24 protein-coding genes and 2 pseudogenes are annotated in these 22,354 nt (G+C 68.9%); 14 read left to right on the top strand and 12 right to left on the bottom strand.

Annotated elements, in window-relative coordinates:
* The first annotated feature begins 163 nt into the window (after positions 1-163).
* The 7 genes from FE633_RS10165 to FE633_RS10135 all read left to right on the top strand — a co-directional run bounded on the left by FE633_RS10165 (position 164) and on the right by FE633_RS10135 (position 5,502).
* Complete coding sequence (locus FE633_RS10165; RefSeq protein WP_171059883.1) at positions 164-811, top strand: TetR-like C-terminal domain-containing protein; 648 nt, start codon at positions 164-166, stop codon at positions 809-811.
* 234 nt (positions 812-1,045) lie between these two features.
* The gene (locus tag FE633_RS10160) at positions 1,046-1,924 is read left to right on the top strand and encodes a hypothetical protein (protein ID WP_138044790.1); all 879 of its coding nucleotides are present in this window, start codon (positions 1,046-1,048) and stop codon (positions 1,922-1,924) included.
* A 28-nt stretch (positions 1,925-1,952) separates the two neighbouring features.
* Positions 1,953-2,543, top strand: a complete 591-nt coding sequence (locus FE633_RS10155; protein WP_138044789.1) for a PadR family transcriptional regulator — start codon at positions 1,953-1,955, stop codon at positions 2,541-2,543.
* A gap of 405 nt (positions 2,544-2,948) precedes the next feature.
* Positions 2,949-3,449 (top strand): branched-chain amino acid ABC transporter permease, encoded by a 501-nt coding sequence (locus FE633_RS10150; protein ID WP_246113536.1) that lies wholly within the window; start codon positions 2,949-2,951, stop codon positions 3,447-3,449.
* A complete protein-coding gene (locus FE633_RS10145; RefSeq protein ID WP_138044788.1) occupies positions 3,446-4,465 on the top strand; it encodes a branched-chain amino acid ABC transporter permease in 1,020 nt (339 codons plus the stop codon). Before FE633_RS10150 ends, FE633_RS10145 begins: the two co-directional genes overlap by 4 nt.
* A 54-nt stretch (positions 4,466-4,519) precedes the next feature.
* Positions 4,520-5,026 (top strand): MarR family winged helix-turn-helix transcriptional regulator, encoded by a 507-nt coding sequence (locus FE633_RS10140; RefSeq protein ID WP_138044787.1) that lies wholly within the window; start codon positions 4,520-4,522, stop codon positions 5,024-5,026.
* A 149-nt stretch (positions 5,027-5,175) separates the two neighbouring features.
* Complete coding sequence (locus FE633_RS10135; RefSeq protein ID WP_138044872.1) at positions 5,176-5,502, top strand: GYD domain-containing protein; 327 nt, start codon at positions 5,176-5,178, stop codon at positions 5,500-5,502.
* A 46-nt stretch (positions 5,503-5,548) separates the two neighbouring features.
* On the opposite strand, the gene FE633_RS10130 is transcribed toward FE633_RS10135, so the two are convergent.
* From FE633_RS10130 to FE633_RS10120, 3 genes are all read right to left on the bottom strand, one after another.
* Positions 5,549-6,166 (bottom strand): TOPRIM nucleotidyl transferase/hydrolase domain-containing protein, encoded by a 618-nt coding sequence (locus FE633_RS10130; RefSeq protein WP_138044786.1) that lies wholly within the window; start codon positions 6,164-6,166, stop codon positions 5,549-5,551.
* Between the two features lie 222 nt (positions 6,167-6,388).
* Positions 6,389-6,916: a lamin tail domain-containing protein gene (locus FE633_RS10125; RefSeq protein WP_138044785.1), complete on the bottom strand. Its 528-nt coding sequence runs from the start codon at positions 6,914-6,916 to the stop codon at positions 6,389-6,391.
* Positions 6,917-7,300: 384 nt separating this feature from the next.
* Complete coding sequence (locus FE633_RS10120; protein WP_138044784.1) at positions 7,301-8,281, bottom strand: hypothetical protein; 981 nt, start codon at positions 8,279-8,281, stop codon at positions 7,301-7,303.
* A 387-nt stretch (positions 8,282-8,668) separates the two neighbouring features.
* Here FE633_RS10120 and FE633_RS10115 point away from each other — a divergent pair, with 387 nt between their 5' ends.
* Complete coding sequence (locus FE633_RS10115; RefSeq protein ID WP_138044871.1) at positions 8,669-9,766, top strand: hypothetical protein; 1,098 nt, start codon at positions 8,669-8,671, stop codon at positions 9,764-9,766.
* Here the strand turns inward: FE633_RS10115 and FE633_RS47100 are convergent.
* Both FE633_RS47100 and FE633_RS10110 read right to left on the bottom strand, forming a co-directional pair.
* Positions 9,753-9,890, bottom strand: coding sequence for a hypothetical protein (locus FE633_RS47100; RefSeq protein WP_171059882.1), 138 nt, complete (start codon positions 9,888-9,890; stop codon positions 9,753-9,755). The genes FE633_RS10115 and FE633_RS47100 overlap by 14 nt on opposite strands.
* A 286-nt stretch (positions 9,891-10,176) precedes the next feature.
* Positions 10,177-10,758, bottom strand: coding sequence for an HD domain-containing protein (locus FE633_RS10110; RefSeq protein ID WP_138044783.1), 582 nt, complete (start codon positions 10,756-10,758; stop codon positions 10,177-10,179).
* Positions 10,759-10,994: 236 nt separating this feature from the next.
* On the opposite strand from FE633_RS10110, the pseudogene FE633_RS49455 reads away from it, so the two are divergent.
* Positions 10,995-12,134 (top strand): annotated as a pseudogene (locus FE633_RS49455) (DUF7933 domain-containing protein); the annotation flags it as partial.
* Positions 12,114-12,311: pseudogene (locus FE633_RS48215) on the top strand (chaplin); the annotation flags it as partial. The pseudogenes FE633_RS49455 and FE633_RS48215, both read left to right, overlap by 21 nt.
* Before the next feature lie 213 nt (positions 12,312-12,524).
* Here the strand turns inward: FE633_RS48215 and FE633_RS10100 are convergent.
* Positions 12,525-12,770 (bottom strand): hypothetical protein, encoded by a 246-nt coding sequence (locus FE633_RS10100; RefSeq protein WP_138044782.1) that lies wholly within the window; start codon positions 12,768-12,770, stop codon positions 12,525-12,527.
* Positions 12,771-13,150: 380 nt separating this feature from the next.
* On the opposite strand from FE633_RS10100, the gene FE633_RS10095 reads away from it, so the two are divergent.
* Both FE633_RS10095 and FE633_RS10090 read left to right on the top strand, forming a co-directional pair.
* Complete coding sequence (locus FE633_RS10095; protein WP_138044781.1) at positions 13,151-14,362, top strand: NAD(P)/FAD-dependent oxidoreductase; 1,212 nt, start codon at positions 13,151-13,153, stop codon at positions 14,360-14,362.
* On the top strand, positions 14,359-15,279 hold the full coding sequence (locus tag FE633_RS10090; RefSeq protein ID WP_246113534.1) for an RNA polymerase sigma-70 factor: 921 nt from the start codon (positions 14,359-14,361) through the stop codon (positions 15,277-15,279). The genes FE633_RS10095 and FE633_RS10090 overlap by 4 nt, the downstream gene beginning before the upstream one ends.
* Positions 15,280-15,300: 21 nt before the next feature.
* On the opposite strand, the gene FE633_RS10085 is transcribed toward FE633_RS10090, so the two are convergent.
* Positions 15,301-15,597, bottom strand: coding sequence for a GYD domain-containing protein (locus FE633_RS10085; RefSeq protein ID WP_138044779.1), 297 nt, complete (start codon positions 15,595-15,597; stop codon positions 15,301-15,303).
* Between the two features lie 134 nt (positions 15,598-15,731).
* On the opposite strand from FE633_RS10085, the gene FE633_RS10080 reads away from it, so the two are divergent.
* A complete protein-coding gene (locus tag FE633_RS10080) occupies positions 15,732-16,139 on the top strand; it encodes a hypothetical protein (RefSeq protein WP_138044778.1) in 408 nt (135 codons plus the stop codon).
* Between the two features lie 269 nt (positions 16,140-16,408).
* Here FE633_RS10080 and FE633_RS10075 read toward each other — a convergent pair whose 3' ends face one another.
* A complete protein-coding gene (locus FE633_RS10075; RefSeq protein WP_138044777.1) occupies positions 16,409-16,945 on the bottom strand; it encodes a hypothetical protein in 537 nt (178 codons plus the stop codon).
* Between the two features lie 133 nt (positions 16,946-17,078).
* Here FE633_RS10075 and FE633_RS10070 point away from each other — a divergent pair, with 133 nt between their 5' ends.
* Positions 17,079-17,765 carry an HAD family hydrolase gene (locus tag FE633_RS10070; protein WP_138044776.1) on the top strand — a complete coding sequence of 229 codons (687 nt, stop codon included), beginning with the start codon at positions 17,079-17,081 and terminating at the stop codon, positions 17,763-17,765.
* Positions 17,766-17,904: 139 nt separating this feature from the next.
* Here FE633_RS10070 and FE633_RS10065 read toward each other — a convergent pair whose 3' ends face one another.
* From FE633_RS10065 to FE633_RS10050, 4 genes are all read right to left on the bottom strand, one after another.
* Positions 17,905-20,022, bottom strand: a complete 2,118-nt coding sequence (locus FE633_RS10065; RefSeq protein WP_138044775.1) for an RICIN domain-containing protein — start codon at positions 20,020-20,022, stop codon at positions 17,905-17,907.
* A 200-nt stretch (positions 20,023-20,222) separates the two neighbouring features.
* Positions 20,223-20,822, bottom strand: coding sequence for a hypothetical protein (locus tag FE633_RS10060; protein ID WP_138044774.1), 600 nt, complete (start codon positions 20,820-20,822; stop codon positions 20,223-20,225).
* Positions 20,822-21,460 carry a hypothetical protein gene (locus FE633_RS10055; RefSeq protein ID WP_138044773.1) on the bottom strand — a complete coding sequence of 213 codons (639 nt, stop codon included), beginning with the start codon at positions 21,458-21,460 and terminating at the stop codon, positions 20,822-20,824. The genes FE633_RS10060 and FE633_RS10055 overlap by 1 nt, the downstream gene beginning before the upstream one ends.
* An 8-nt stretch (positions 21,461-21,468) precedes the next feature.
* Positions 21,469-22,293 carry a hypothetical protein gene (locus tag FE633_RS10050; protein ID WP_138044772.1) on the bottom strand — a complete coding sequence of 275 codons (825 nt, stop codon included), beginning with the start codon at positions 22,291-22,293 and terminating at the stop codon, positions 21,469-21,471.
* Between the last annotated feature and the right edge of the window lie 61 nt (positions 22,294-22,354).

Here is a 22,354-nt window from a genome sequence, read left to right as displayed (position 1 = left end):
GCTCTGCACCGCGGCCTGGCCCGGTGGCTCTGGCGTTGGATCGCGCCGCGCCGAGGGGTCGGCGGCTCCTTCGTCGGCCAGTTCCCGCCGTGGCATGAGGACCTCCGCATTTTCGTTACGTTACGGAACGGAATGAAAATGAATGCTACCTATACTGAGCGCCATGGCAAACCCTGGGAGCACCTCCGCCCGCACCGTCGCCAGGGCGGCCGGGCGGCCGCGGGACGCGCGGCTCGACACCGCGATCCTGACCGCCACCCGGGAGCTGCTCGCCGAGGTCGGCTACCCCGGCCTCACCCTGGAGGCGGTGGCCGTCCGGGCCGGCACCACCAAGCCGGCCATCCGGCGCCGCTGGGCGTCGCGGCAGCTACTGGTCATCACGGCACTGGGCGAGATCATGGGCACCGCCCCCACCCCCGACACGGGCTGCACCCACTGCGACCTGATCCTGGGCATCGAGACCATCGGCCAGGCCTTCGGGGGCACCTTCGGCCGCCGGACGCTGCCCGCGCTGATCGCGGACCTGGCCGACGATCCCGAACTGGACCGGGTCTTCGCCGACACGATCTTCCACCCCAGGCGGGCCACCACCAAGGCGGCGCTGCACCGCGGCATCGAGCGCGGCGACATCCGTGCGGACGCCGACCTGAACCTGCTGCTCGACCTGCTGGCCGCCACCACCTATCACCGAGTGCTGTTCGGCCATCTGCCGGTCGACGACCGACTGGCGCACAACGTGGTGATGACCGTCCTCGACGGCGCGGCAACACCGCACTGGCGCGAGCACTACCGGCAGCGCCACGGCGGGTGACCAGGGTCGTACCGGGTCGCGACGCTTCCCTCTGCGCATGCTGGATCGAGACGCGGTAGCACTCCGCACCATGGGCGGTGACCTGATCACGTGGGCGGCGGGAACAGGCCCCTAGGGGTTACCCCGCCCTATCCCCCAGTTCCCTGCGTGTACCTCGTGGTCGATCACACACCTCTGTACGGTCGATACCGACTAGTCGATTCCGACTATCCACCATCGATCAAGGATTCGCCCATGCCGGCCAACCCTCCGCCCCCCATACCCACCAGCGCCCGCACCCTCCTGTGCGTCCACACCGCGCTCGCCCTGCTCATGACGCAGGTGCCGCCCCTCTTTCCGCCCGTCCTGCCCGCGTGGCGCGCTCCTCTCTGGTACGCCATCGCCCTCGTCACCGGCATCCTCACCGCGCTCGTCACCGTGCGTCCCCGCACCCCGCGGGCCGTCCTGCTCGGGCTCGGCTGGCTGCAGGTGCTGCTGGCGCTCGTCAACGGCTTCCTTGTCGGCGACATCGCCGCGCTCCTCCTCGCCTCCTGGCTCGCGGTCTCCGCGCTCGCCCTGCTTGCCGGGCAGTTGCGCAAGAACCCGCGCAAGGCGCTCGTCGCCGCGCACGTCGTCAGCTCGGCCGCCTGGGTGGGGATCGGCGTCGTCTTCGTCGCGCTCTCCGCCGTCGCCCTCACCGCGACGGATCTCCACACCGTGCACGTCACGTACGAGCTCATGGAGAAGTTCGACCAGACTCTGCTGCCGTGGGCCAACGTCGCCACCACCCTCACCGGCATCGCGCTCGGCATGACCACCAAGTGGGGCCTGATCAGGTACCGCTGGGTGGCCATCAAGCTGGGGATCTCCATCGGCATCCTCGTCGCGGCGTTCAGCTTCCTGCACGACGCCGTGGTGACCGCCGTCGAGCAGTCGGAGCAGCTCATGCGTACCGGCGGCACCGTCGCGCAGATCGGCGCAAACGCGGACGTCGTGCTGTGGGGGTTCACCACCGCGCTCTTCAGCCTGGTCGCCGCGCTGCTGCTCTCCCTCTACAAGCCCGGCGGCAAGACGCGACGCGGCCGAAGGCAGGCCGCCCGCCCCACCAGGCAAGCGTCCGCGGCCCGGGCGTAGCCTGAGGGGCGGTTCGAGGAGGCAACGCATGGGCAGGCACGTCAGTAACCCGCTGGCCCTCGCCGTGCTCGCGTACCTCTTGGAACGCCCCATGCACCCCTACGAACTGGGCAAGGTCCTCAAGCAGCGCAACGCGCAGGAGAGCATCAAGTACCGGCACGCCTCGCTCTACATGGTCGTCGACCAACTCAGCCGCGACGGGTACATCGAGGCACAGGAGACGGCGCGCGAGGGGCAGCGTCCAGAGCGCACCGTCTACCGCCTCACTGATGTGGGTGCCACCGAACTCCAAGAGCGCATGCGGGAGTTGGTGGCCGTCCCCGCAAAGGAGTACCCCCGCTTCGAGGCGGCGCTCGCGCTCATCGCGGTGCTGCCGCCGGACGAGGTCACCGCCCTGCTCGACCAGCGTCAGGGGGCCCTGGAGAAGCAGGTCGTGGAGCTGCGAGGCCGCCTAGCGAAGGCGGACATCGACCCGCTGTGGCTCATCGAGCACGAGTACCGCCTCGGTCAGACCGAGGCGGAGCTGCAGTTCCTCCAGCGATTCCGGCACCTGGTCACAGAGGGTGGTCCCGAGTTCGGGGCGTTCTGGCGAAGGTTGCACGCCAACCGATCAGAATGACGTCACACCCCCGGGTCACCACGACCGGCAAGGGCCGAGGCGTGCGTCGAGCGCGGGCCACGCTGGTCGATTGTCAGGAAACCTGAGAAAGAGGTACGCCTGCCGAGCGGGCCGCGTCAAGGCCCTCACAGCAACTTCTCTCCCCGAGGGGCCGGAGGGTCCCCCCCCCCCCCCCCGAGGAGTGCGCCCGATACATCTCCGCCACACCCTTGTCATCCGGCGTCGCCGTGTGCATCATCATGCTCATCATCAGGGTTCCTGATATCGGGCACGTTGCCCGGCCCTACCGGGACGCGAAGGAACCCGCCACCGCTTTCTGCTTGCGGCTCTGGCTCCCCCCAGCGGCTTCCGCCGCCCATTCCGGCTCCCCCAGCAGTTCACCACCCTCAGATCCGCTCCCTCGACGTGCCCGGAGGCATTCACCAGCTCGGGTCGTCGGTGAGCATCCCGTATCTCGGCCTGCTCACCGTGGCGGTTGCGGTCGCGCTGCTCGGCGGGCTGCAACTGCTGCTCGCCCGTACGGGCATCGGCCGGGCGATCCGCGCCACCGCCGCCGACGCGGACACCGCCGAGCTGGTCGGGATCGACAGCCGCCGGGTGTACGCCTGGGCCGCCGCCATCGCCGTCGCCACCGCCGGTCTGGCGGGAGCGTTCTTCGCGATGCGGTCGTCGTTCAGCCCGTCCATGGGGCCGACCCAGCTGCTGTTCGCCTTCGAGGTCGTCGTGATCGGAGGGCTCGGTTCGCTGTGGGGGACGCTCGCCGGGGGCATGGTCCTCGGCGTCGCCCAGACGGTCGGCGCGCAGGTGGATCCGCGCTTCTCCATCGTGGCCGGACACGCGGTGTTCCTCGCGGTCCTGGCCTTCCGTCCGCAGGGACTGCTCGGCATGAGAAGGAGCCGCACATGACCACCGCATCACCGGTGGCCCCCGCTACCGCCACCATCCACCGATGGACCCCCGTCTCCCGTACGGCGTCCGGTGCCCTGGCCGCCCTGCTGCTCGCCCTGGCGTTCGCGCCCTTCGTCTTCACGCCCGAGGCGACCGCGAAGCTGACGACCCTGTTCGTCCTCGTCATCGTCGCGGCCATGTGGAACGCGCTGGCGGGCTACGCCGGTCTGGTCTCCGTCGGCCAGCAGGGCTTCATCGGCCTCGGCGCGTACGGAGTCTTCCTCTTCGTCGACCGAGGCGTCAGCCCCTTTCTCGCGGTCGTCCTGGCGGCCCTGCTCGCGGGTGCCGTCGCCGTACCCACCTCGCTGCTCGCGTTCCGGCTCACCGGTGGGCAGTTCGCCATCGGCATGTGGGCGATCGCGGAGTTCTTCCGGCTGGTCGTCGTGAACACGCCTTCGCTGGGCGGTGGTTCCGGCCGCTCGCTCACCGATCTGTCGGCCACCGATCCGGCGGTGCGGCAAGCCCAGGTGTACTGGCTCGCCTTGGCGCTGATGAGTGTGCTGCTGCTGGCCGTGTTCGTGCTGCTGCGCAGCAGGCTGGGGTCTTCGCTGGAGGCGATCCGCGACGACCCGGTGGGAGCGGCGTCCGTCGGGGTGCGGGTCACCTCGGCGAAACGACTGGTCTTCGTCCTCGCGGCGGTGGGCTGCGCGGCGGCCGGCGGACTCACCCTCGCGAACACGCTGCGGGCGCAGCCGGACTCCATTTTCGGGGTCCACTGGTCCGCGTACATGATCTTCATGGTGGTCATCGGCGGCCTCGGCACCTTCGAGGGACCGATCATCGGAGCGATCGTGTTCTTCCTGGTGCAGGACTGGTTCGGCGACAACGGCGGCACCTGGTACCTGATCGGGCTCGGCGCCCTGGCCATCGGGATGACGCTGTGGATGCCCCACGGCCTGTGGGGTACCGTGGCACGCCGACGTGACCTGGAACTCCTACCGGTCGGCTATCGGGTGAGGACGCCGGTCGTCTGACCTCCCCGACGGCCTCGCCCGACCTCCCAGACGACCGACCAAGAGGTGCGCACGATGGCGGAGGCAGCCGATCGGGATCCGGCTCCGGGATCGGCTCCGGGTGCGGATCCCGAAGCGGACCCCGAGAGCCCCACGGGCCCGCTGACGATCTATCTCGTCAAGCAACTCGAACTGGCCATCCGCTCCTTCATGGACGAGGCCCTCCGGCCGTACGGGCTCACGACGTTCCAGTACACGGCCCTGACCGTGCTTCAGCACCGCCGCGGGCTCTCCTCCGCCCAGTTGGCCCGCCGCTCCTTCGTCAGGCCCCAGACGATGCACGAGATCGTGCGCGCCCTGGAGGAGCGCGGGCTGATCGAGCGCGCCCATGCCCCGGGGAACCGGCGGATCATGGAGGCCCGGCTGACACAGGAGGGGCAGGAACTGCTGGCGGCGTGTGCGCCGGCGGTGCAGGAGCTGGAGGACCGGTTGCTGCGCGACATACCGGAGAAACGGCGGTCCGCGTTCCGTCAGGGGCTGGAGGACGGGCTCGCCTCCTTGACGGGGCGGCACCACGGCTGACGGCGACCGGCCGGCGGTGGACCGGGCCCGTGCCCCGGGTCAGGGGCAGGCCCGTCATCGTCCGCGGCCGTTCGAGGGACACGCGGGCCTCTTCCGGAACATTTCTCTCCCTGCGGTGGCATCACATGATGGACGGAAAGGGAGACATGATGCCGCTCTATCTATCGCGGTTCAGCTACACGCCGGAGACTTGGGCGAGGCTGATCGGCCAACCCGAGGACCGTGCACAGGCCGCTCGGTCGTACATCGAGTCCGTCGGCGGGAAGCTCCATGGCTTCTGGTATGCCTTCGGCACGCACGACGGCTATAACCTGTGGGAGGCCCCCGACAACGTGTCCATGGCCTCGGTTTCGCTGGCGATCAGTGGAGGCGGCGCGCTCAGCTCGTTTGAGACGACTGTCCTGCTGACCGTCGATGAGACAATGGATGCCTTGCGCAAAGCCGAGCGAGTCCAGTACCGGGCCCCCGGCGCGTAGCCGTCCAGACCACTTGAGTCTTCCACCGGCGAACGTCGCCCAGCGGTCAGAGGCTGGTGAGCAGGCTGTCGAGTGGGGCGGGTGTGCGGTCGGGGTCGAGGGCCTCGACGAGGACGCGGCCGTAGTGGATCTTGCGCCCTTTCTTCGTGCCGAGGAAGCGCCGCAGCTGCTGCTGTGAGGGGCGGCCCCGCTGTGCGGGCTGGCGCAGGAAGGTCTGCAGGGCGCGCAGGTCGCCCTCCGCCCGGACGAGCTCCTCCACCCGTGTCACGCCCAGCGCGCGGATGAGCTCGTCCTCCAGATCCGCCGCGCAGACGAAGAACCCTTGCTGTGCCGCACTGGCCCGCTCCAAGCCGCGAGCGTAGTAGCTGCGCTCCCTCTCGTCGCACAGTCCCGTGAGGCGGAGGCCCAGGCCGGGTGGCCCGAGGAGGTGGGCGAAGCGCCCGACGCTCATCGCACCGCCCATCGCCAGGACGCAGACTCCTTCGGCCGCCAGGTCCCGGCCGCGGCCCGCGGCGAGCGCGCTGACCGCCGCGACGTCGCTCGGCCCTTCGAGCAGGACGGCTGTCCGTACGGGCAGCCGCGCGGCCAGCTCGCGGGCGGGGCCGCCTGGGCCACCGGCCGCCCACGCGGTGACCGCCTCCCGGAACGCCCCCATGTCAGCCATGAGACGAGTCTCCGCACTTTGCGACCACCACGGTAGGGAATTACCGCCGGCGCGTTGATCGGCGGTGCCGATGGGCGATGATGCAGGAGGCTCAGGTCGGGGAGATGCGGGGCGAGTGTAGTTCCCTGGCCGTTCGGACTCGGTCTTGTTGCGCGAAGAGCCGGTACCGCGTCGCGGTACCGGCTCTTCGCGGTCTCATGCGGCACTACAAGACCGGTTGTCTCAGTGGTTGTGGTGGCGGTGGTGGCCTCCGTGGCGGTGGTGGCCTCCGTCGCGGCGGTCGCGGACGTCCTGACCCCAGGTCTCGGTGTCGATGACGCGGCCGCGGTGGTTGCTCAGGGTGGCGGTGTCGGAGCGGTTGTCCCATACGTAGTTGCGGAGGTCCTGGTAGACGTCGCTGTCGATGTCGCGGCCGATGCCGGTGTGGACGCGGACGGTGGCCCGTCCCTCCAGCCAGAAACCGCGGAAGGTGTAGGTGTGGCCGTCTTCGGCCGACAGCGTCCAGCCGTCCAGGTTCACCTCACGGCGCGAGGTGTTGGTGAGCTCCACCCACTCCCGGTTCAGGGACCGGTTGCTGCCGTTGTCGTAGCCCGGCGAGTCGTACTGCACCGCGCTGATCTCCACGACCGGCAGGTACGGAAGCCGGTCGTGGCCGGCGGAGGCCGACGTGGCCGTCGCACCCACCAGAGCGCCGGCCGCGAGGACGGCCGCGGTGAGACGGCGGGCAGTGGCAGACAGGGAAGCAGACATGGAAGGCCCCTCATTTCCGTGCTGGCAGACCCGAACCCGGCACCGACAGGTGCCGCTGATCTGCTTGTGCGAGCCCCGGCCCGGTGGCCGAGGGCCCTCACATTGCGCCCGCACACCACCGATATGAGCGATACACGAAGCGTGTTACCAATCGCCCATATTTTCGTGACGGTCGCCTGCGTCATCCATTCATGAGGCCAAAACAACCTGCTGGATACCCGTAGGCGCCGTCTGCCCCATGAACACCGGCCTGAGGCAACCGTCTGCCAGCACTCGCCACCCGGCTCCTGACCAGCCCCGTCACTCGAAAGTGCGTAACGCTGTCGGCGAATGCCAGCCGCCGTGATCACGTGACAGCATCCGGGTCCGGCCCGCTGCGAACTGCTACGAGGCGACGGGCAGATGCCGTGCGAACTCATGGACGACCCGGGCGGACAGCTCCTGGCCCAGCGGCAGTTGCAGGTCCGCTCCGCACACACGGACCCGCAGGAGCGGCCCGTCCGCCCGTACCTGCTCGATGCTCGCGCGCGGAATGGCGTGTGTGTCCAGGCCGTGGCGGCCGCCGGTCGTATCGGCGTGCACCGGGTCGGCGAGGACGACGAGTTCGCGGGGCGTGAGTACGACGGCCGCGTACGCGGCTTCCGAGCGCCGGGGCACGGGCAGCGCCCCGGCGACGGCGGCGACCGGATCGCCGTCGTCCAGGCGCGCCGCGTCCGAGGTGAGCAGTCGTCGCCATTTGTACGGCAGCCCGGCGTTCGGTGCGGGAGCGTCGGGCATGTCCAGCTCGGTGCGGGCGACACGGCGACGCAGGGACTGCACCAGGGGGTGCAGTTCATGCCCGGCAACCTCGTTGTAGTGGACGTTCAGGCGCGCGTCGGGTGCGAAGATCGTCAGTCGGGCGTACAGCAGGACGTGAGCGGTCTCGATCGCGGCCACCTGCTGCGGATGGAGGACCACCCGCACTCCGGGGAGGGCGGGAGCACCGACCCACAACGCCACTCCGCCGGGTCCGAATCCGAGCACGCTGGAAGGCGTCAGAATCTGAAGGCGGCTGTCTCCGAGACGGCCGGGCCGAGTGTGGGCGGGAAGGACGAGCAGGTCTTCGGCATCCCCGGCCCCCACAGCCCGGCGAAGTGCCCCGAGCGCGCCGTCGGGTACGTCCTCGGCGCCGCGCGGGCGGAACGGGAACCCGTGGACACCGGGGAGTGTGTGGGCGCGCGCGGTCTGCTCGTCGACCGCCTGCTCCCACGGCTCCAGCAGGTCGAGCCTCGGACGTGCGGCGGGGCGCCGCCTTCGCCGAAGAGAGCGACGGCGCATGGCGACACGGGCCAGGACCGCCAACGGCCATTCAGGGCTTCTGAACACCGTCCACCCCTCGCGCACAGCACCTAAAGAACGCCGAGCGCGATCTGAGGCCCCCCTCACCGAGCACGGCGCCGGCGTCGGCGTCAGTGTCGATGTCGTGGCACTGACCACGCGCCATGGACCGGGACGGTACCAGCTCATGAACAAAGTGGCGGCAGTTGTGAGGAGCGCGCTCACATGGGAGAGGGATGGGGAGAGTCGGCAAGGCCGAGCACTTCCTCGCCTTCGCGGCAGATCGCGGCCCGGGCCGGCCAACTGGTCGCGGTCGGCGCGAACTTAACACCTCCCGGCACGCGCGTGATGGTGCGGCTGAGCCATGTGATGATGCACCGACGACGACCGGCCCTGGGGAGTGGCCGGGTCTGTGGGATGGGACTGGAGCGCATCGTGGGCAAGGGTGGGGCGTCCATACCGGACGAGGAGTGGGAGCGCTTCCTACGGGAGGCCGAGGCCGGGACTCAGGACGCGCCCGAGGAGCCGTCGGCGCGGGCCCGCATGGTGGCGCGGCGGCTGCGCGAGGAGCCCGCCCCTCCGGAGGGGTGGCGGACTCACCAACCGGCCCGACGGCGACGGGGCAAGGGCTGGTACGTGGTCGGTCTGCTGGTCGCGGTCGGATTGCTGGTCGTGGCACTGGCTCCGGGGCGGGTGGCCGGATGGTTCGGGGGCGGAGACGGCGAGAGCGCGCCGCTCGCCGCGGAGTCGGAACGTCCGGACAAGCCGCCGGCGACGGAGGCGGCATCCCAACTGCCCACGGTGGAGCAGCCGTTCAGGGGGTCGCCTGCGACGCGGTGGGGCGACGGGACGGCAGGGATCCAGCTGCCCGCGGCACGGGCAACCGGCTGGATGAGCAAGGAACAGGTCGCGCAGGCACTCGATCGAACCCGGGACTTCCTTGCCGCGTCCAGTCTGGATTCCGGTGTACTGCGCGGGGAGCGGCCGACGAAGGCGATCGCGTTGATCAATCCGCGTCAGCAGGACGTCCAGGACTATCTGGCGACCGCGTTCCGCGCGCCCAGTCGGGAGAACGACCCTCTGCTGCTGTTCAGCCGATTCGAGAAAGCGAAGGTGCGGCTTGTCGGGGACGTGGTCAAGACACGAGGACGGATCACGTACCGGGAGGGTGAGCGCGGCGCGGTCGAAGTGACCACCGATGTCACGTACGTCTATCCGGTCGTACGCGCCGCAGCGGGAAGCGACGAGGTCGCGCGCACCATCGTGCGCCGCGAGGTCGTGATGAGCTGGGACGACCCGGCGAAGGTGGTCATCGAGCGGGGGACGTTCTCCCTCGTCTCCTACAAGGTGGACACCACCAACGGCGGCTGCGACACCTTCACCGGCTACCTCACTCCCGAGTTCAACGCCGAGCGGACGGCCACGGGTTCGGGAGACGGTCCCGAGGTCGACCCGTACGACCGGAGCGAGTCGATGGACGCGCGCCTGCGGGAGGCCGGCGAAGCGGGGTGCGGGACCGCTACTCGGTCGTGAGTGGGGCACTCGCGGACGTCGACGAGCGTGGCTCCGCTTCGGAGGTGGTGTTGTTCTCGCCGCTCTCTTCACGCTGCTTTTTCAGGGCGAGTTCCCTGGCGACCTTGTCCGAGTGCAGCCTCATTTCAGCCTCTGTCCGGAGATCGAACACCGTTGCCTCCTTTGATCTTTGCTCTGCCATGGGTCGACAGAGGAATGTCGGGGTATGCCGTCCAGCGCCCGACGCGGGGCGAAGGGGCGCGCGGCGTCCATTTGGCTACCGCGAACGCCGCTTTACCTGGAGATTACCTCGCGACCGAGGGTCAAGTCACGGTCAAGTTACAGGTGCACACAGGTAGTTGGCACAGTGTTCACCGTTAGGGCCCGGGCACGGCACGGCTCGGCCGGCACTGCTCCCGCCGTGGCCGCAGTCAACTCCGCTTCTCGCCGAGCGCTGCACGCAGCCAGTCCAGGGACCCGGTCTCCAGGATCGCGTCGGCGAGCTCGTTCGCGGTCTTGGTGGTGAGGCGGCCGCGGCTGTTGTCGATCCACCGCTGGGCATTCTCGTAACCCTGGGCCTTGTACTCGACGCCCTGGATCATGCATTCCAGTTTGTCGGCGTCTCGGGCGCAGATCGCCTCGGCGGACTCCTTCGCCTCGTACTCGGCGACCAGTTCGCGCACGGCCGAGGCCAGGATCCCGGGCATGCCGGCGACCTGGTCGGCGGTGACCGCCTGCGGGTCAGCCTCGGTGGCGTACTTCTTCCCGAGATAGTTCACGTCACCGGTCCGCGTCTCCTGGGAGTCGTGCCACACCGCGAGGAAGGCGGCCTGCGCAGGGTCGGCGCCTTCGAGTTTCGCGATGATCGTCGCGATGACCGCGGTGCGCCAGGAGTGCTCGGCGACCGACTCGGGGTCGCGTACCCCGGCCATCCACCAGCCGGTGCGCTTCGCCTGCTTCAGCGTCCCTGCCTCGTACAGGAACCTCGCCACCGCGGAAAAGTCTTCAGCCACCGTCGGACTCCTCTCACGCCTCGGAGAGACGGATCGCCTACCGGATTCTTTGAATTCCGACATGCATTCATAGGATTTGTTTCCGGGTCGACCATCACGGTGAAAAGCGCAATCGTCGAGCTCGTTGGTCGAGTGCTTTCCGGAGCGTGTGCTGGAATTCGGTCTACCTGAAAGAGGTGGTCGCAATTTCCGCAGCGAAGATTTCCCGACGCACACGCATTGCACCAGTGTCCCTGATGGCACTCGCGATCGCGAGTGCTCCGCTGGCCGCTCAAGCCCAGGACCAGGACCAGGCCCAGGACCGGGCCCAGGTTGCGCCGGCGGGTGTGAACGCCCTTCGTGGACCCGGCACTCCGGGTGTCCCGCAGGACCCGATCACCGTGTTCGCCGAGGACTTCGAAAACGCAGGCGACACCCCGATTCTCCTCGAGGACTACGTCGGGGCCCCAGCGCTGAACGAGACGTACACGGCCGACCCACCGTGGCTGGATCCTGCGCAGTGCAACGGCATCATCCTCAACCAGTCCGGTGCGGGTCAGCCTGACTGTCAAGGGGTGCCGATGGACCGCCTGAAGAACATGGCCCATACGTTGGGGCAGGTCGGCGGGACGAATCCGCCGACCAATCACGCGGTTGCCGCGTACACCCTCTCGGTGGACACGGGTGCCGACCTGGTGGAGTTCCGGACCGAGCAGCCCATCCCGATCGCGACGCCGAACCGCTACATCACCTTCGCGGTGGACGTGGCCGCGGACAATTGCGCGGTCGAGGATCCGCTGCTGAAGTTCTATCTGACCGGCAATGGTCCGGACATCCCGGCCTTCACCGACCCCATCAATCCCTGCACCGACCCCAAAGCCCAGCCCTACCCCGGAGGAAACGGGCTCATGGCCGGGTCGTTCGCCGGCAACAGAGCCGTACTGTTCACCGGCAGCCAGTTGGGCATCAAGATGCTCAATGGGCAGAGCGACTGGTACGGCAACGACCACGCCTTCGACAATATTCGGATCCTGGACGCGACTCCGCAGATGGACAAGGCGTTCAGTCCTGCCACCATCGAGAAGCGCGGCACCTCGACGCTCACCATGACGGTGACCAACACCAGCGAACTGGCGGCGAAGAGCGATTTCGGCTTCACCGACAGCCTGCCCGCGGGAGTGAGCGTGGCCTCGGACGCGAACGCGTCGACGACCTGCGGCGACGGCACGGTCTCCGCGACGGCGGGGGGCTCGTCCCTGGCTCTGGCCGGCGGAGACCTGGCCGCCGGTGAGAAGTCCTGCACGGTCACCGTGAATGTCACCGCTGCCAAGGCGGGGACCTACGTCAACAGCTCCGAAGGGGTCGCCACGGTCGGCCTGAATCCCCCAGCCTCCGCGACCCTGACCGTCAAGCGAAAGGGTGCTGCCGCCGTGGGCACCGCGACCAACTCGGGCGGTCTGCTGTCCGGCAATGTCGTGCAGGCACCGGTAAGTATCCCGGTCAACGCCTGCGGCAACAGCGTGAACGTCGTCGGACTGCTCAACCCGGCGGCTGGTAACACCTGCGTCAACGGCTGACTCCTGCCGGGAGCACCGGTCGAAATGCCCCGGACCGATCATGGTCCGGGGCATTTCGGCTTCTCCGACCTGGAGGACGTCCCCGGCTGCTCGGCAGGGTCCTCAGCTGTGTGCGGAGCCTGACCCGGCTCGGCAGGGCGGAGTTGGGCGAGGGAAGCCCGGACGCGGCCGTAGCCCTCCACCACCAGGCCCTTCTCCAGCACCAGTTGGTCAGCTCTTCTCCCCGACGGCACGGCACCCTTCGACAAGCCTCTCCTGCTGTTGCCGAATCTGCTGCAGTTGGTCCTTGAGTGAATCGAGATGCCCTGCCACGAGGATCGACTCCGCGGGGGTCGTCCAGCCTGGCCGCCGCCAGGATTCCCTAAGCGTCCGCCAGATGTCCTCGTCCCGGATGTCCTTGATGAGCCGCACGATGTCATGGACTTTGCCGTCCAGTTCTTCTATGTCCCTTTCCACGTCCCCTCCTTGGGAAAATAGGGCGAGAGATGGATGTAGAGAGTCCAACCACAGTGAAAGCGGGACAAGGGTTCTCATGTGCAGGCCGCGCCCGATCGACCCTTTTCGGCCTGACTCATCATCGCCGCCCTGCCCTCGCTTCACCCTGGTCCCTGAGCGCCGGACGAGGCGAAGTTCTCCTGGGGCACCGCAAGGCGCCTGCCTTGTTCTTCAGGCCATATGGACCGGCCCGTAAGAGAACAGCGATATACGACGAAGGTGGCGCGAAACATCCTGACTGACCGTGTGACCTACGTCACGTCAGCCTCATGTCACGGACGCAGGGGCAGCTTGCATCTGGTGGTCGTCAACGGCGAGACGAGGAAGAGGACGACGCAGCCATGAACGCACAGAACGAAGTCGGTACGGCGATCACCCACCGCGTGCTGATCCTGGGAGCGGGGTACGCGGGTATGTCCGCGGCCATCCAGCTCGCGGCCCGGGGCAGGAGGCGCGAGGACGTGCAGGTGACCCTGGTGAACGCGCAGGAGCGGTTCACCGAGCGGATGCGGCTGCACATGACGGCGACCGGGCAGCAGCTCGCCGAGCTGAGCATCCCCGAGCTGTTGGAGGGCACGGGCGCGCGGTTCGTGCGCGGCTGGGTGACGGCGATCGACGCCGGCACGAGGACCGTACGGATCGATGACGACCAAGTGCTGCACTACGACACCCTGGTGTACGGGTTGGGCGGCGTGGCCGACACGGCGACGGTGGCGGGCGTCGAGGACCACGCGTACACCCTGAACGGCGTCCAGGACGCCGAGTTGCTCGGCGACCGGCTGGCCCGGCTCGACGGCGGCACCGGCACGGTGGCGGTCTGCGGCAGCGGGCTGACCGGTGTCGAGTCGGCCGCGGAGATCGCCGAGCGGTACCCGGACCTCGACGTCGTCCTGCTGGGCCGGCAGGAGCCCGGTGCGGCCCTGAACCGGAAGGCCGGGGCATATCTGCACGCCGCGCTGGATCGTCTGGGCGTGCGGGTGCGCGGCGGGGTCGAGGTGGTGAAGGTGCGCCCCGGTGCGGTCGAGTTGGCGGGCGGGGAGAGTGTCGCCGCTGACGCGGTCCTGTGGACAAGCGGCACGCGGGTGTCGCCGCTGGCGGCTGCCGCCGGGCTGACCGTCGACGAACGCGGCCGCATCGTCACCGACGCCGCGCTGAGGTCGGTGTCCCACCCGGAGGTGTACGCGGTCGGCGACGCGGCCGCGATCCGCCAGGGCTACGGCGTCATGCACGGCACCTGCCAGGGCGGCATGCCGACCGGTGTGCACGCCGCGCTGTCGATCGACCGGGTACTCAAGGGCAAGCAGCCCAAGCCGTTCCGCTTCGGCTACTACCACACGCCGGTGAGCCTGGGCCGGAACGACGCCGTCGTGCAGTTCACCCGCCCCGACGACAGCCCGCGGCGAATCTGCCTGACGGGCCGCATGGCGGTCCGGTACAAGGAGACGGTGACCGCCTCGCCATGGCCGACCTACGGCCGTATGAAGAAGATGCCCGCCTCGGGCGCGTTCTGGCCCCGCGGCGGCCGCTTCACCCGGAACCAGGAGGCACGGTGACCGACCTGTCCACGAACCCCGACCAGCAGGTGTTCCACCAGCACCGCAACCTGCTGTTCTCCGTGGCCTACCGCCTCCTCGGCACCGCCACCGACGCCGAGGACGCCGTCCAGGACGCCTGGATCAAGTGGTCGGCCGCCGACCGCTCCCAAGTCGCGGACCCCAAGGCGTATCTGACCCGGATCGTTTCCAACCTGGCGCTGGCACGACTGCGCTCCACACGGCACAAGCGGGAGACCTACGTGGGCCCGTGGCTTCCGGAGCCCATCCTCACCAGCGGCGACACCGCCGACGCCGTCACCGAGGCCGAGTCGGTGTCGATGGCGATGCTGGTGGTGCTGGAGACGCTGAGCCCCCTTGAGCGCGCGGTGTTCGTGCTGAAGGAGGTCTTCGACTTCAGCCACGCCGAGATCGCGGAGGCGGTGGAACGCTCCGAGGCGGCGGTACGACAGGCCGCGCACCGGGCGCGTGAGCACGTACGGGCCCGGCGGCCCCGTTTCACCGCCGACCGGTCCCGGCAACGTGAGGTCACCGAGCGGTTCTTCGCCGCCGCGACCGGCGGTGACGTCAACACCCTGATGGAACTGCTGTCCCCGGACGTCACCTTGTGGACCGACGGCGGCGGCAAGGTCCGCCAGGCCCTGCTGCCGGTCGTGGGCGCACAGACAGTGAGCTCCTGGTTCGCGGCCATCGGCACCGTCACGTACCAGGGTGTCGAGCCCGCCGACATGAACGCCGAGCTCGTCGAGATCAACGGCGGGCCGGGCGTGCTGTTCAGCGGACCGGGCCGTGTGATCGCCACCGTCACCTTCGACTTCGACACCGACGGCCGCATCACCGCCATCCACAACGTGGCCAACCCGGACAAGCTCCAGGCCATCGCCGACGGAACCGCTCGCGATGTCGGTACGCGGTGATGGCCGGACCCCCACTTGTCCTCAGCCGGCGGCCTTGGCGATGATGCGGCCCATTTCCTCCCGGTCGAACGCCCGCAGGGTCGTGGTACGGACGTTGCCCACTCCGCCGAGCTGCAGGAGTGCCGCGGTGGCGGTTTCGTCGTCGGGGGCCTCAACAACGGCCACAAGGTCGTACGAGCCGACGGTCCAGTAGATGTTCTCGAGCTTCGCCCCGAGCTTCTGCACCGCTGCGGCGAAGGCCTCGGCACGCTTGGCGGTGTCCTTGTAGTTACGGATCCCTTGATCGGTCCAGTTCAGCAACGTGACGTACGTCGACATGGTCTTTCACCTTCGTGAGGGAATACATCGCGAGGCCAATTCTGGACGCAATGGCCGAAACGTGCACAAGGTGTGCATCCGAATGAGTAATACACCGAGTGAGGGTCGCGTTTGCGGCGTGTCATCATGGCCGCATGGATGGTCTGGGGTGGGTCTGTGCCGGTCTGGTGGCTTTTCCCGTTCCCTTTCTTCTCTGGTTCGGCGTGATTCCGCTGTGGGTCGATCGGCGATTGAGGCGGTCGGGCAGAGAAGTCATGGGGCTCTGTCGGAACGTCTCGACTTCCGAAGGGAGATACTCGACAAGCTTTGAATTCTCCACGCATACCGGGGACAGGATCATCTATATCTCCCCGCTCAGCGGCCGTACGTGGGGCACGCCCGGGAACGAAGCTCTCCTTGTGTACGACCCCGCCTCACCGTGGCGAACGGTCCGCAGCCGACGAGAGCTCGACACCCGTTCTGAAGCGTGGGCCTCGCTCTGGTGGCTGCTCGCGCTCGAGGTGATCAACGTGACGGTGTTTCTGCTCTACCTGAGCTACTGAGCTCCACGGCCACGCCGGCGCTTCCGCGCGCGTGCCGCCCGTACTCGTAGGGCAGTTGTGACCACGAGCCGGATGGCAGGCGGCGGAGCCGGCATCCCCACAGCCTCGCGGAGACGGTCGTCGAGCAGAGCACCGGACGCGGCCCGCACCACTGGACCGGCCACGGTCGGGAAGCGGTCCAAGAGCAGGCCCAGCTTCAGGTCCTTGCGACAGCCCACCATCCCCAGTCGCCGGTAGGGCGCGTGGGCAGGTTCGGATGGGTTGGGCCTTCACATCCCGCCGGCTGCCGGTGAGCGGAGCACCGGGCCTCGGCGGCGCAGTGGTCTGGGAACGCCCAGCCACAGGGCTGCCCCGTTCGCCCGCTCCCAGCCGGCGGTCGCCCGGGACCGCGCCCACTGGGCCACGGCCACCGGGACCAGCATGACGGGCGGCATCAGCTCATGGAACGTCAGGCCGATGAGCACCATCCAGCAGGCCGGCACACCGACGAGTACGGCCGCGCGCCGTAGCGACAGCCGCCGCGCCGCATCCTCACCCTCGTACGGTTCGACGATGTGGGCGATCTGCACGGCATCCTCGTACTCGCGGCGGACCCGGGCCGGCAGACGGAACCACAGCGGGAGCAGCAACAGGGACACGAGAGTGATCGCGGCCGTGACCACCATCAGCGTCTCCCGCAGGGGAGCCGTACCGGTCAAGAGCAGCAGTGCCCCTTCGGACAGCACCACGCCCGCAACCATCATCAGCGCGGAGATCCGCTCGAAATACACCACCCTGATCAGCCCGGGTCCGGAGTCCTCAGCCATCGTCCCAGCCCCTTCCCTGCCCGGACATCCGCACGGGCAGGGAAGATCCAACGCCGTGGGAAACGCAGGGTCAACAGCCCTGATCCCAGCACAAGGCAAAGACTTTCCAGCAACCGCTCACCAGAATGAGCGGGTGACGACACACCCACGCTCCCCCGAAGGTCTCCGTGCTGTTCTCTTCGACTCGGGCGGCGTGCTGATGCGGCCGATCGGCGGCCGGTGGAACCCACGAGCGGACTTCGAGCAGACCGTCCTCGCCCACGCCCCCTCGATCACGCCGGAACAGTTCGCGGCGGCCATCGTCGAAGGCGACCGCTTCTTCGACACCTCGTCGTCGACGCCCGACTACGACGAGTACCACCGGGTGATGCTTCGCGCCCTCGGTGTGGCCCCCACCTCGCGACTCCTCGCCGACCTGCGTCGCGAAGTCCCGCCGGCCACGATCCTGGAGACGTACCCGGAGGTCGTGGAGACCCTGGAAGAGCTGAATCGGCGGGGCGTGCGCATGGCGGTGGTCTCGGATGCCTGGCCCGACCTGCCTGACCTCCATGCCGCACTCGGCATCGGCCACTTCTTCGAGGCATACGCGATCTCCGCCGAACTCGGCTGCGACAAACCGGACCCGCGCATGTACCACCACGCCAGCAGCGCGCTGGGGCTGGCTCCCGCGCAATGCCTGTTCGTCGATGACGTCCCGAGCCTGGTCGCCGCCGCGATCGCACTCGGATATCAGGGGCGCGCGGTCTGTCGGGACTCGGACTCTGCCCCCTCGGACATGCCTTCCATCGCGTCTGTGTCGGAATTGCCGGCCCTCTTCTGAGGCGGTCCGGCGCGGTCTCCGGCGGTCTGTCGTGTCGCTGTGGTCACGGCGCCTGAACCGCGGCAACCCACCGAGCAGTTCTCGCACCCCCGGGCCCTTGCAGGTCCGGGGGTGCTCTACCTGTGCGGCGGCTTGCGGGCTACTGCCGTGTCCACTTCTGGTTGGACGCGCCGTTGCAGGCCCACAGAACCATCTTGGTGCCGTTGGCTGTTGCCGCATTGTAGGCGTCCAGGCAGAGGTTGGCGTTCACGTTGGTGATGGTGCCGTCGGCGTTCACGTTCCACTTCTGGTTGTTGCCGCCGTTGCAGTCCCAGATGACGACCTTCGTACCGTTGGTCGTCCCCGCCTGGTAGGCGTCCAGGCATTTGTTCCCGTAGACCACGAGTTCCTTGCGCGTGGTGGACGTCCAGGACTGGTTGGAGCCGCCGGCGCAGTCCCACAGCTGTGCCTGGGTGCCGTTGACGAGGGTGTTGTTGTCGATGTCGAGGCAGCGGTTGGACTGCTGGCCGACGATCTGGGTGCCGTTCGTGCCGGGCAGCGGGCGCACCTGGATCGCGTCGAAGTCGGGTGTCCAGGCGGAGGCGTTGGAGAACGTCAGGGTGTTCGTGGAGCCCTTGGCCAGGGACACCTCGACCGAGACGGTGCCGGGCGTGGACCACGATCCGGTCGGCGGGAAGGCGACCGTGGTGGGCGTCTGTCCGTTGACCTTGAGTACGGCGGTACGGGTCGCGCCGCTGCCGTTGGTGTAGGCGATGTCGACGACCTTGGTGCCGGTGGCGCCCGCCACGACGCCGTTGAACCGGAGGGTGTTGGCGGCGCCGTTGCCGACGCTGCCCACCTTGGTGGAGCCGGAGCAGCCTGAGCAGGCGGCGTCGGCCGCCGAGCCGGCCTTGGTGTTGTCGGCGGACTCGGCCTCGTACGTGCTGCTCGACGCCTCGGTGCCGCCGGTGACCGTGAGCATCACCGAGTCCTTCGCGGGGACGCTGGTGGTGTAACTGCCGCTGAAGTTACCGACGTTGGCCCGTGTCCACAGGTTGCGGACGGTCGCCGAGGCGTCGGTCAGACCCAGGTCCGACCAGCGGACGGTGATGTTCTGCGCGCTGCCGGTGCGGTTGAGCAGGACGACGGCCCGCTTGCCGGTGCCGGCGAGGACCTTGCTGTACACCTGCAGGCCGGAGGTGTCCTCGGCGACCTCGACGCCCTGGAGGCCGCGCGGGTCCTGGTCGACGGCGATGACCTCGGGGTTCTTGAGGATCGCGGCGGTCTCCGCGCTCATCTGCGACAGGTCGTTGCCCGCGAGCAGCGGCGCACCCGAGACCGCCCAGAGGTTCATGTGCGTGCGGTTCTGGGAGGCGGTGAAGCCGCTCAGGCCGACCATCAGCATGTCGGGGTCGTTGTAGTAGCCGGTGTGCTGGCCCGTGGGGTGCACGTTCGCGTCGTAGTTGGCGAGCATGCTGTCCCACGAGGGCGAGTTGCCGTGGAAGATGATGTCGGTGTTGGTGCGCCACAGGGCGGCCATGCCGGCGCCCCAGTTCCAGGGGTTCTGCTTGCCCCAGTTGCAGACCGAGAGGGTCAGCGGGCGGCCCGTGGTGGCCGAGGCCTTCGCGGCCGCGTCGCTGATGGCCTGGTACGTGGTCTTCGCGTCGAGTCCTTCGACGTCACCGCCGCACCAGTCGACCTTGACGTAGTCGAAGCCCCACTTCGAGAACTGGAGCATGTCCTGCTCGTAGTGGCCCTCGCTGCCGCTGCCGGGCGCCGCCGGGCGGCCCGTCGGGAAGTAGTAGCCGCAGCCGTCCTTGCCGGCGTCGGTGTAGATACCGGCCTTGAGTCCCTTGCTGTGGATGTAGTCGGCGATCGCGCTCATGCCGCCGGGCCACTCGGACTCGTCGATGGTGATGTTGCCCTGGCCGTCGCGGGTTCCCTGCCACCAGCCCTCGTCGAGGTTGATGTACTTGTACCCCGCCGCCGGCAGTCCGGCCGCGACGAACGCGTCGACCTGCGCCTTGATCACGTTGTAGTCGATCTTGGCGGCGAACGTGTTCCAGGACGCCCAGCCCATCGGCGCGGAAGGCACCGCGATCTGATTCGACGTCACCGCCACGGGCTGCACTCGGCCGAGGTCGGCCGGGGCGTCGACCGGGGCTTCCCGCTGGATGCCCACGAGCCCGGCCGCGGCCACCGTCGCTACCACGAGCGCGCGGACCGCGGCGTCCCTGCACCGGCGTCTCAGGCCGGTTGCGAGTGACTGGAGTGGCATGTGTTTTTCCTCCGAGGGAACACCAGAGTCGGCCCTGACCGCGAACTCTTGTCGAAATATCGGACGTTAATCGACCTACCGAACTTGCAGGCGCTGAAATTAGGGCCGCCCAGAAGCGGAAGTCAATGGGTCCGACCGCCTTTGTGACCCGCGCCCGTTCACCACCACAAGCGAGTTGAGGGTCCGCTACCGATGTGGCCTCAGCTCTGCGAAGTCACCGTGACCGTGCGGGCGAGGTCATCCGTCAGCGCGCACAGGGCGTCGGTGTGCGCGAGGGCGCGCCACGAGGTGAGCAGCACCAGGCCCCACTTGTCGTCCGGGCAGATCCCGTAGGCGCAGGTCTCCATGACGGTGCCCGTCCCCTGCCGGTCGGCGTCCTGGACGTACGCATGCCGTACCCGGACCGCCGGGCCGATGGGCAGCGTCCGTAGCTCGGCCTCGGGCGGCCGGAACGAGATGTCCGTCGGGGCGGCCAGATAGCGGTGCAGCAGTTCGACGGTCATCGTGGGATACGTGTCGTCGGCGGCCAGCGCCGACAGTTCGATGCGGGCCAGCTCCCCCAACCGCGGTTCGGGGACGTACGAGAGCGCGGTGACCGGTCCGCGGCGGCGCGAGTCCTCGGCGGCCTCGCGCAGTTCGGTGGCGAGCGCCTCGATCAGCCGCTCGTCCCCCTCGGGGCCCACGCGCAGCCGGGCCGCGTCCGTGGCCCACGCGTCCAGGTCGACCAGTTCACGCACCGGCAGGGAGACGGCGTCGTCCGGCGCCCGCATGCTGACCGTGGAGGCGGAGAACTCGGGCATCAGGCCATCCATTGCAGAGTGCGGGCGATCGAATCGAAGAGAGTGACCAGCGCCTGTGCCAGCGGCTCCATCGGAGTGGAGAACGAGAGCAGCAGCCGCTGTTCGCTGTGCGGCACCGCGAGGTAGAGGTCCAGGTGCGTGAGCGGCAGCTTGTTGCCGTCCGGATCGTCGGGGGCGGGCTGCTGACGGTAGAGATGGCGTACGGCCGGGCCTGCGGGCAGGTCGACCATCGTGACGTCGGCGCCGCGTGCCCCCAGGGACAGACCTATGTCGGACAGTCCGCCGGCCGCGGTGCCCGGCGGGGGCCGCAGGACGGTGACGACCAGCCCGGCGGACACCGGCACCTGGCCGATGACCTGGTTGACGAGGTACATTTCCACCCCGCCGCCCGCGTGCGCGGCCTCGGCTTGCTCCCGGATCCGGTCCGCGAGCGCGACCTTCAGCTGCGGGGTCGCCCCGGTCCTGCGCAGCCCTCGATTGACCAGCTTGTCGATCCGGGGTCCCCAGCGGTCGGGGTCGAGGACCAGGCGCTCCCAGCCGTCCGGTACCGCTATCCGGTAGTCGGAGGGCGGTGCGGTCCGTGCCGGCCGTCTCGCGGGGCCGTCGGTGACCGTGTCCGCGTGGGAGGGGTTCGTCATGCCGCTCGTCATGCCGCCGTTCCGCTCGCTCGGTCGTTTCGGCTCCGCCGCACCGGAGGCACCCGGCCCATGGCCACGGCGCCCGCCGGGGCCAGGACCAGTACGGCGGCCGCGCCCAGGGACACGGCGGTCTCGGCGGTGTCGCCGATGTCGGACTTCGAGCCGAGGAAGGGACGGAAGCGGCCGGACGAGTCGACGACGGCAGTACTTTTGGCGCCGACCCGGTCGGCGCAGTCCTCCCTGTTGCGGAAGACCTGGTGGACGGAACCGTCCGGCAACCGGACCCTGCAGTACGTCTGGCGGGTCCCGTGGGCCCACTGGTGGCTCGGCGCGGTGATGGTGACCGTCTGCTCCACTCCGCGCAGCTGCATGTACCACTCCTGGGTGGTGTAGGAAGCGACGAAGATCAGGACGTAGTACGCCGCCACCATGAGCCACCGCAGGACCAGACCCCCGCGCGACTCCCGGGTTCCGAGCGCCGCGAAGATGACGCCCACTCCGCAGAGGACCCCCACCAACAGGGAGAGCACGCCGCCCAGCACGAGGGTGGACAGCTCGCACACGACGAATCCGGCGACGGCCGCCAGGAGCAGTCGCAGCCACGGCCACACGGCGGTTCGCTGTGCCGGCCCCTCGTCGCCGCCGGGCTGTCGCGGATCGGCCTTGGCGGTGAACTCGGACAGGATGCCGCGTACCTGCCGCATGCCGCCCTCACCGGCGGCCATGCGGCGCAGTTCCGGCAGCCCCATGCCGATCTGTTCCAGCGTCCGCCGCCCGTCCTCCGGCAACTCCGCGAACATATCGTCGACGGACTGCTCGTCCTCGCTCGCCACGTGGTCCTGGCTTTCCTTGTGCTTTTCCTTGTGCTTTTCCTCGGGCTGGGGTGTCGCTGTG

The organism is Streptomyces montanus, assembly GCF_005786655.1.
Taxonomy (GTDB): Bacteria; Actinomycetota; Actinomycetes; order Streptomycetales; family Streptomycetaceae; genus Streptomyces; species Streptomyces sporangiiformans.
Note: the sequence above shows the minus strand (reverse complement) of the source record. Positions and strands in the feature narration are given on the sequence as shown.

Excerpts from the sequence above, each read along its gene's own strand:
- FE633_RS10140 (WP_138044787.1), top strand. The coding sequence starts at position 4,520 with ATGGCGGAGGCAGCCGATCGGGATCCGGCTCCGGGATCGGCTCCGGGT.
- FE633_RS10060 (WP_138044774.1), bottom strand. The coding sequence starts at position 20,822 with ATGCCCGAGTTCTCCGCCTCCACGGTCAGCATGCGGGCGCCGGACGAC.
- FE633_RS10055 (WP_138044773.1), bottom strand. The coding sequence starts at position 21,460 with ATGACGAACCCCTCCCACGCGGACACGGTCACCGACGGCCCCGCGAGA.
- FE633_RS47100 (WP_171059882.1), bottom strand. The coding sequence starts at position 9,890 with ATGAGGCTGCACTCGGACAAGGTCGCCAGGGAACTCGCCCTGAAAAAG.
- FE633_RS10155 (WP_138044789.1), top strand. The coding sequence starts at position 1,953 with ATGGGCAGGCACGTCAGTAACCCGCTGGCCCTCGCCGTGCTCGCGTAC.
- FE633_RS10095 (WP_138044781.1), top strand. The coding sequence starts at position 13,151 with ATGAACGCACAGAACGAAGTCGGTACGGCGATCACCCACCGCGTGCTG.
- FE633_RS10145 (WP_138044788.1), top strand. The coding sequence starts at position 3,446 with ATGACCACCGCATCACCGGTGGCCCCCGCTACCGCCACCATCCACCGA.
- FE633_RS10160 (WP_138044790.1), top strand. The coding sequence starts at position 1,046 with ATGCCGGCCAACCCTCCGCCCCCCATACCCACCAGCGCCCGCACCCTC.
- FE633_RS10075 (WP_138044777.1), bottom strand. The coding sequence starts at position 16,945 with ATGGCTGAGGACTCCGGACCCGGGCTGATCAGGGTGGTGTATTTCGAG.
- FE633_RS10135 (WP_138044872.1), top strand. The coding sequence starts at position 5,176 with ATGCCGCTCTATCTATCGCGGTTCAGCTACACGCCGGAGACTTGGGCG.
- FE633_RS10080 (WP_138044778.1), top strand. The coding sequence starts at position 15,732 with ATGGATGGTCTGGGGTGGGTCTGTGCCGGTCTGGTGGCTTTTCCCGTT.
- FE633_RS10165 (WP_171059883.1), top strand. The coding sequence starts at position 164 with ATGGCAAACCCTGGGAGCACCTCCGCCCGCACCGTCGCCAGGGCGGCC.
- FE633_RS10065 (WP_138044775.1), bottom strand. The coding sequence starts at position 20,022 with ATGCCACTCCAGTCACTCGCAACCGGCCTGAGACGCCGGTGCAGGGAC.
- FE633_RS10130 (WP_138044786.1), bottom strand. The coding sequence starts at position 6,166 with ATGGCTGACATGGGGGCGTTCCGGGAGGCGGTCACCGCGTGGGCGGCC.
- FE633_RS10085 (WP_138044779.1), bottom strand. The coding sequence starts at position 15,597 with ATGTCGACGTACGTCACGTTGCTGAACTGGACCGATCAAGGGATCCGT.
- FE633_RS10125 (WP_138044785.1), bottom strand. The coding sequence starts at position 6,916 with ATGTCTGCTTCCCTGTCTGCCACTGCCCGCCGTCTCACCGCGGCCGTC.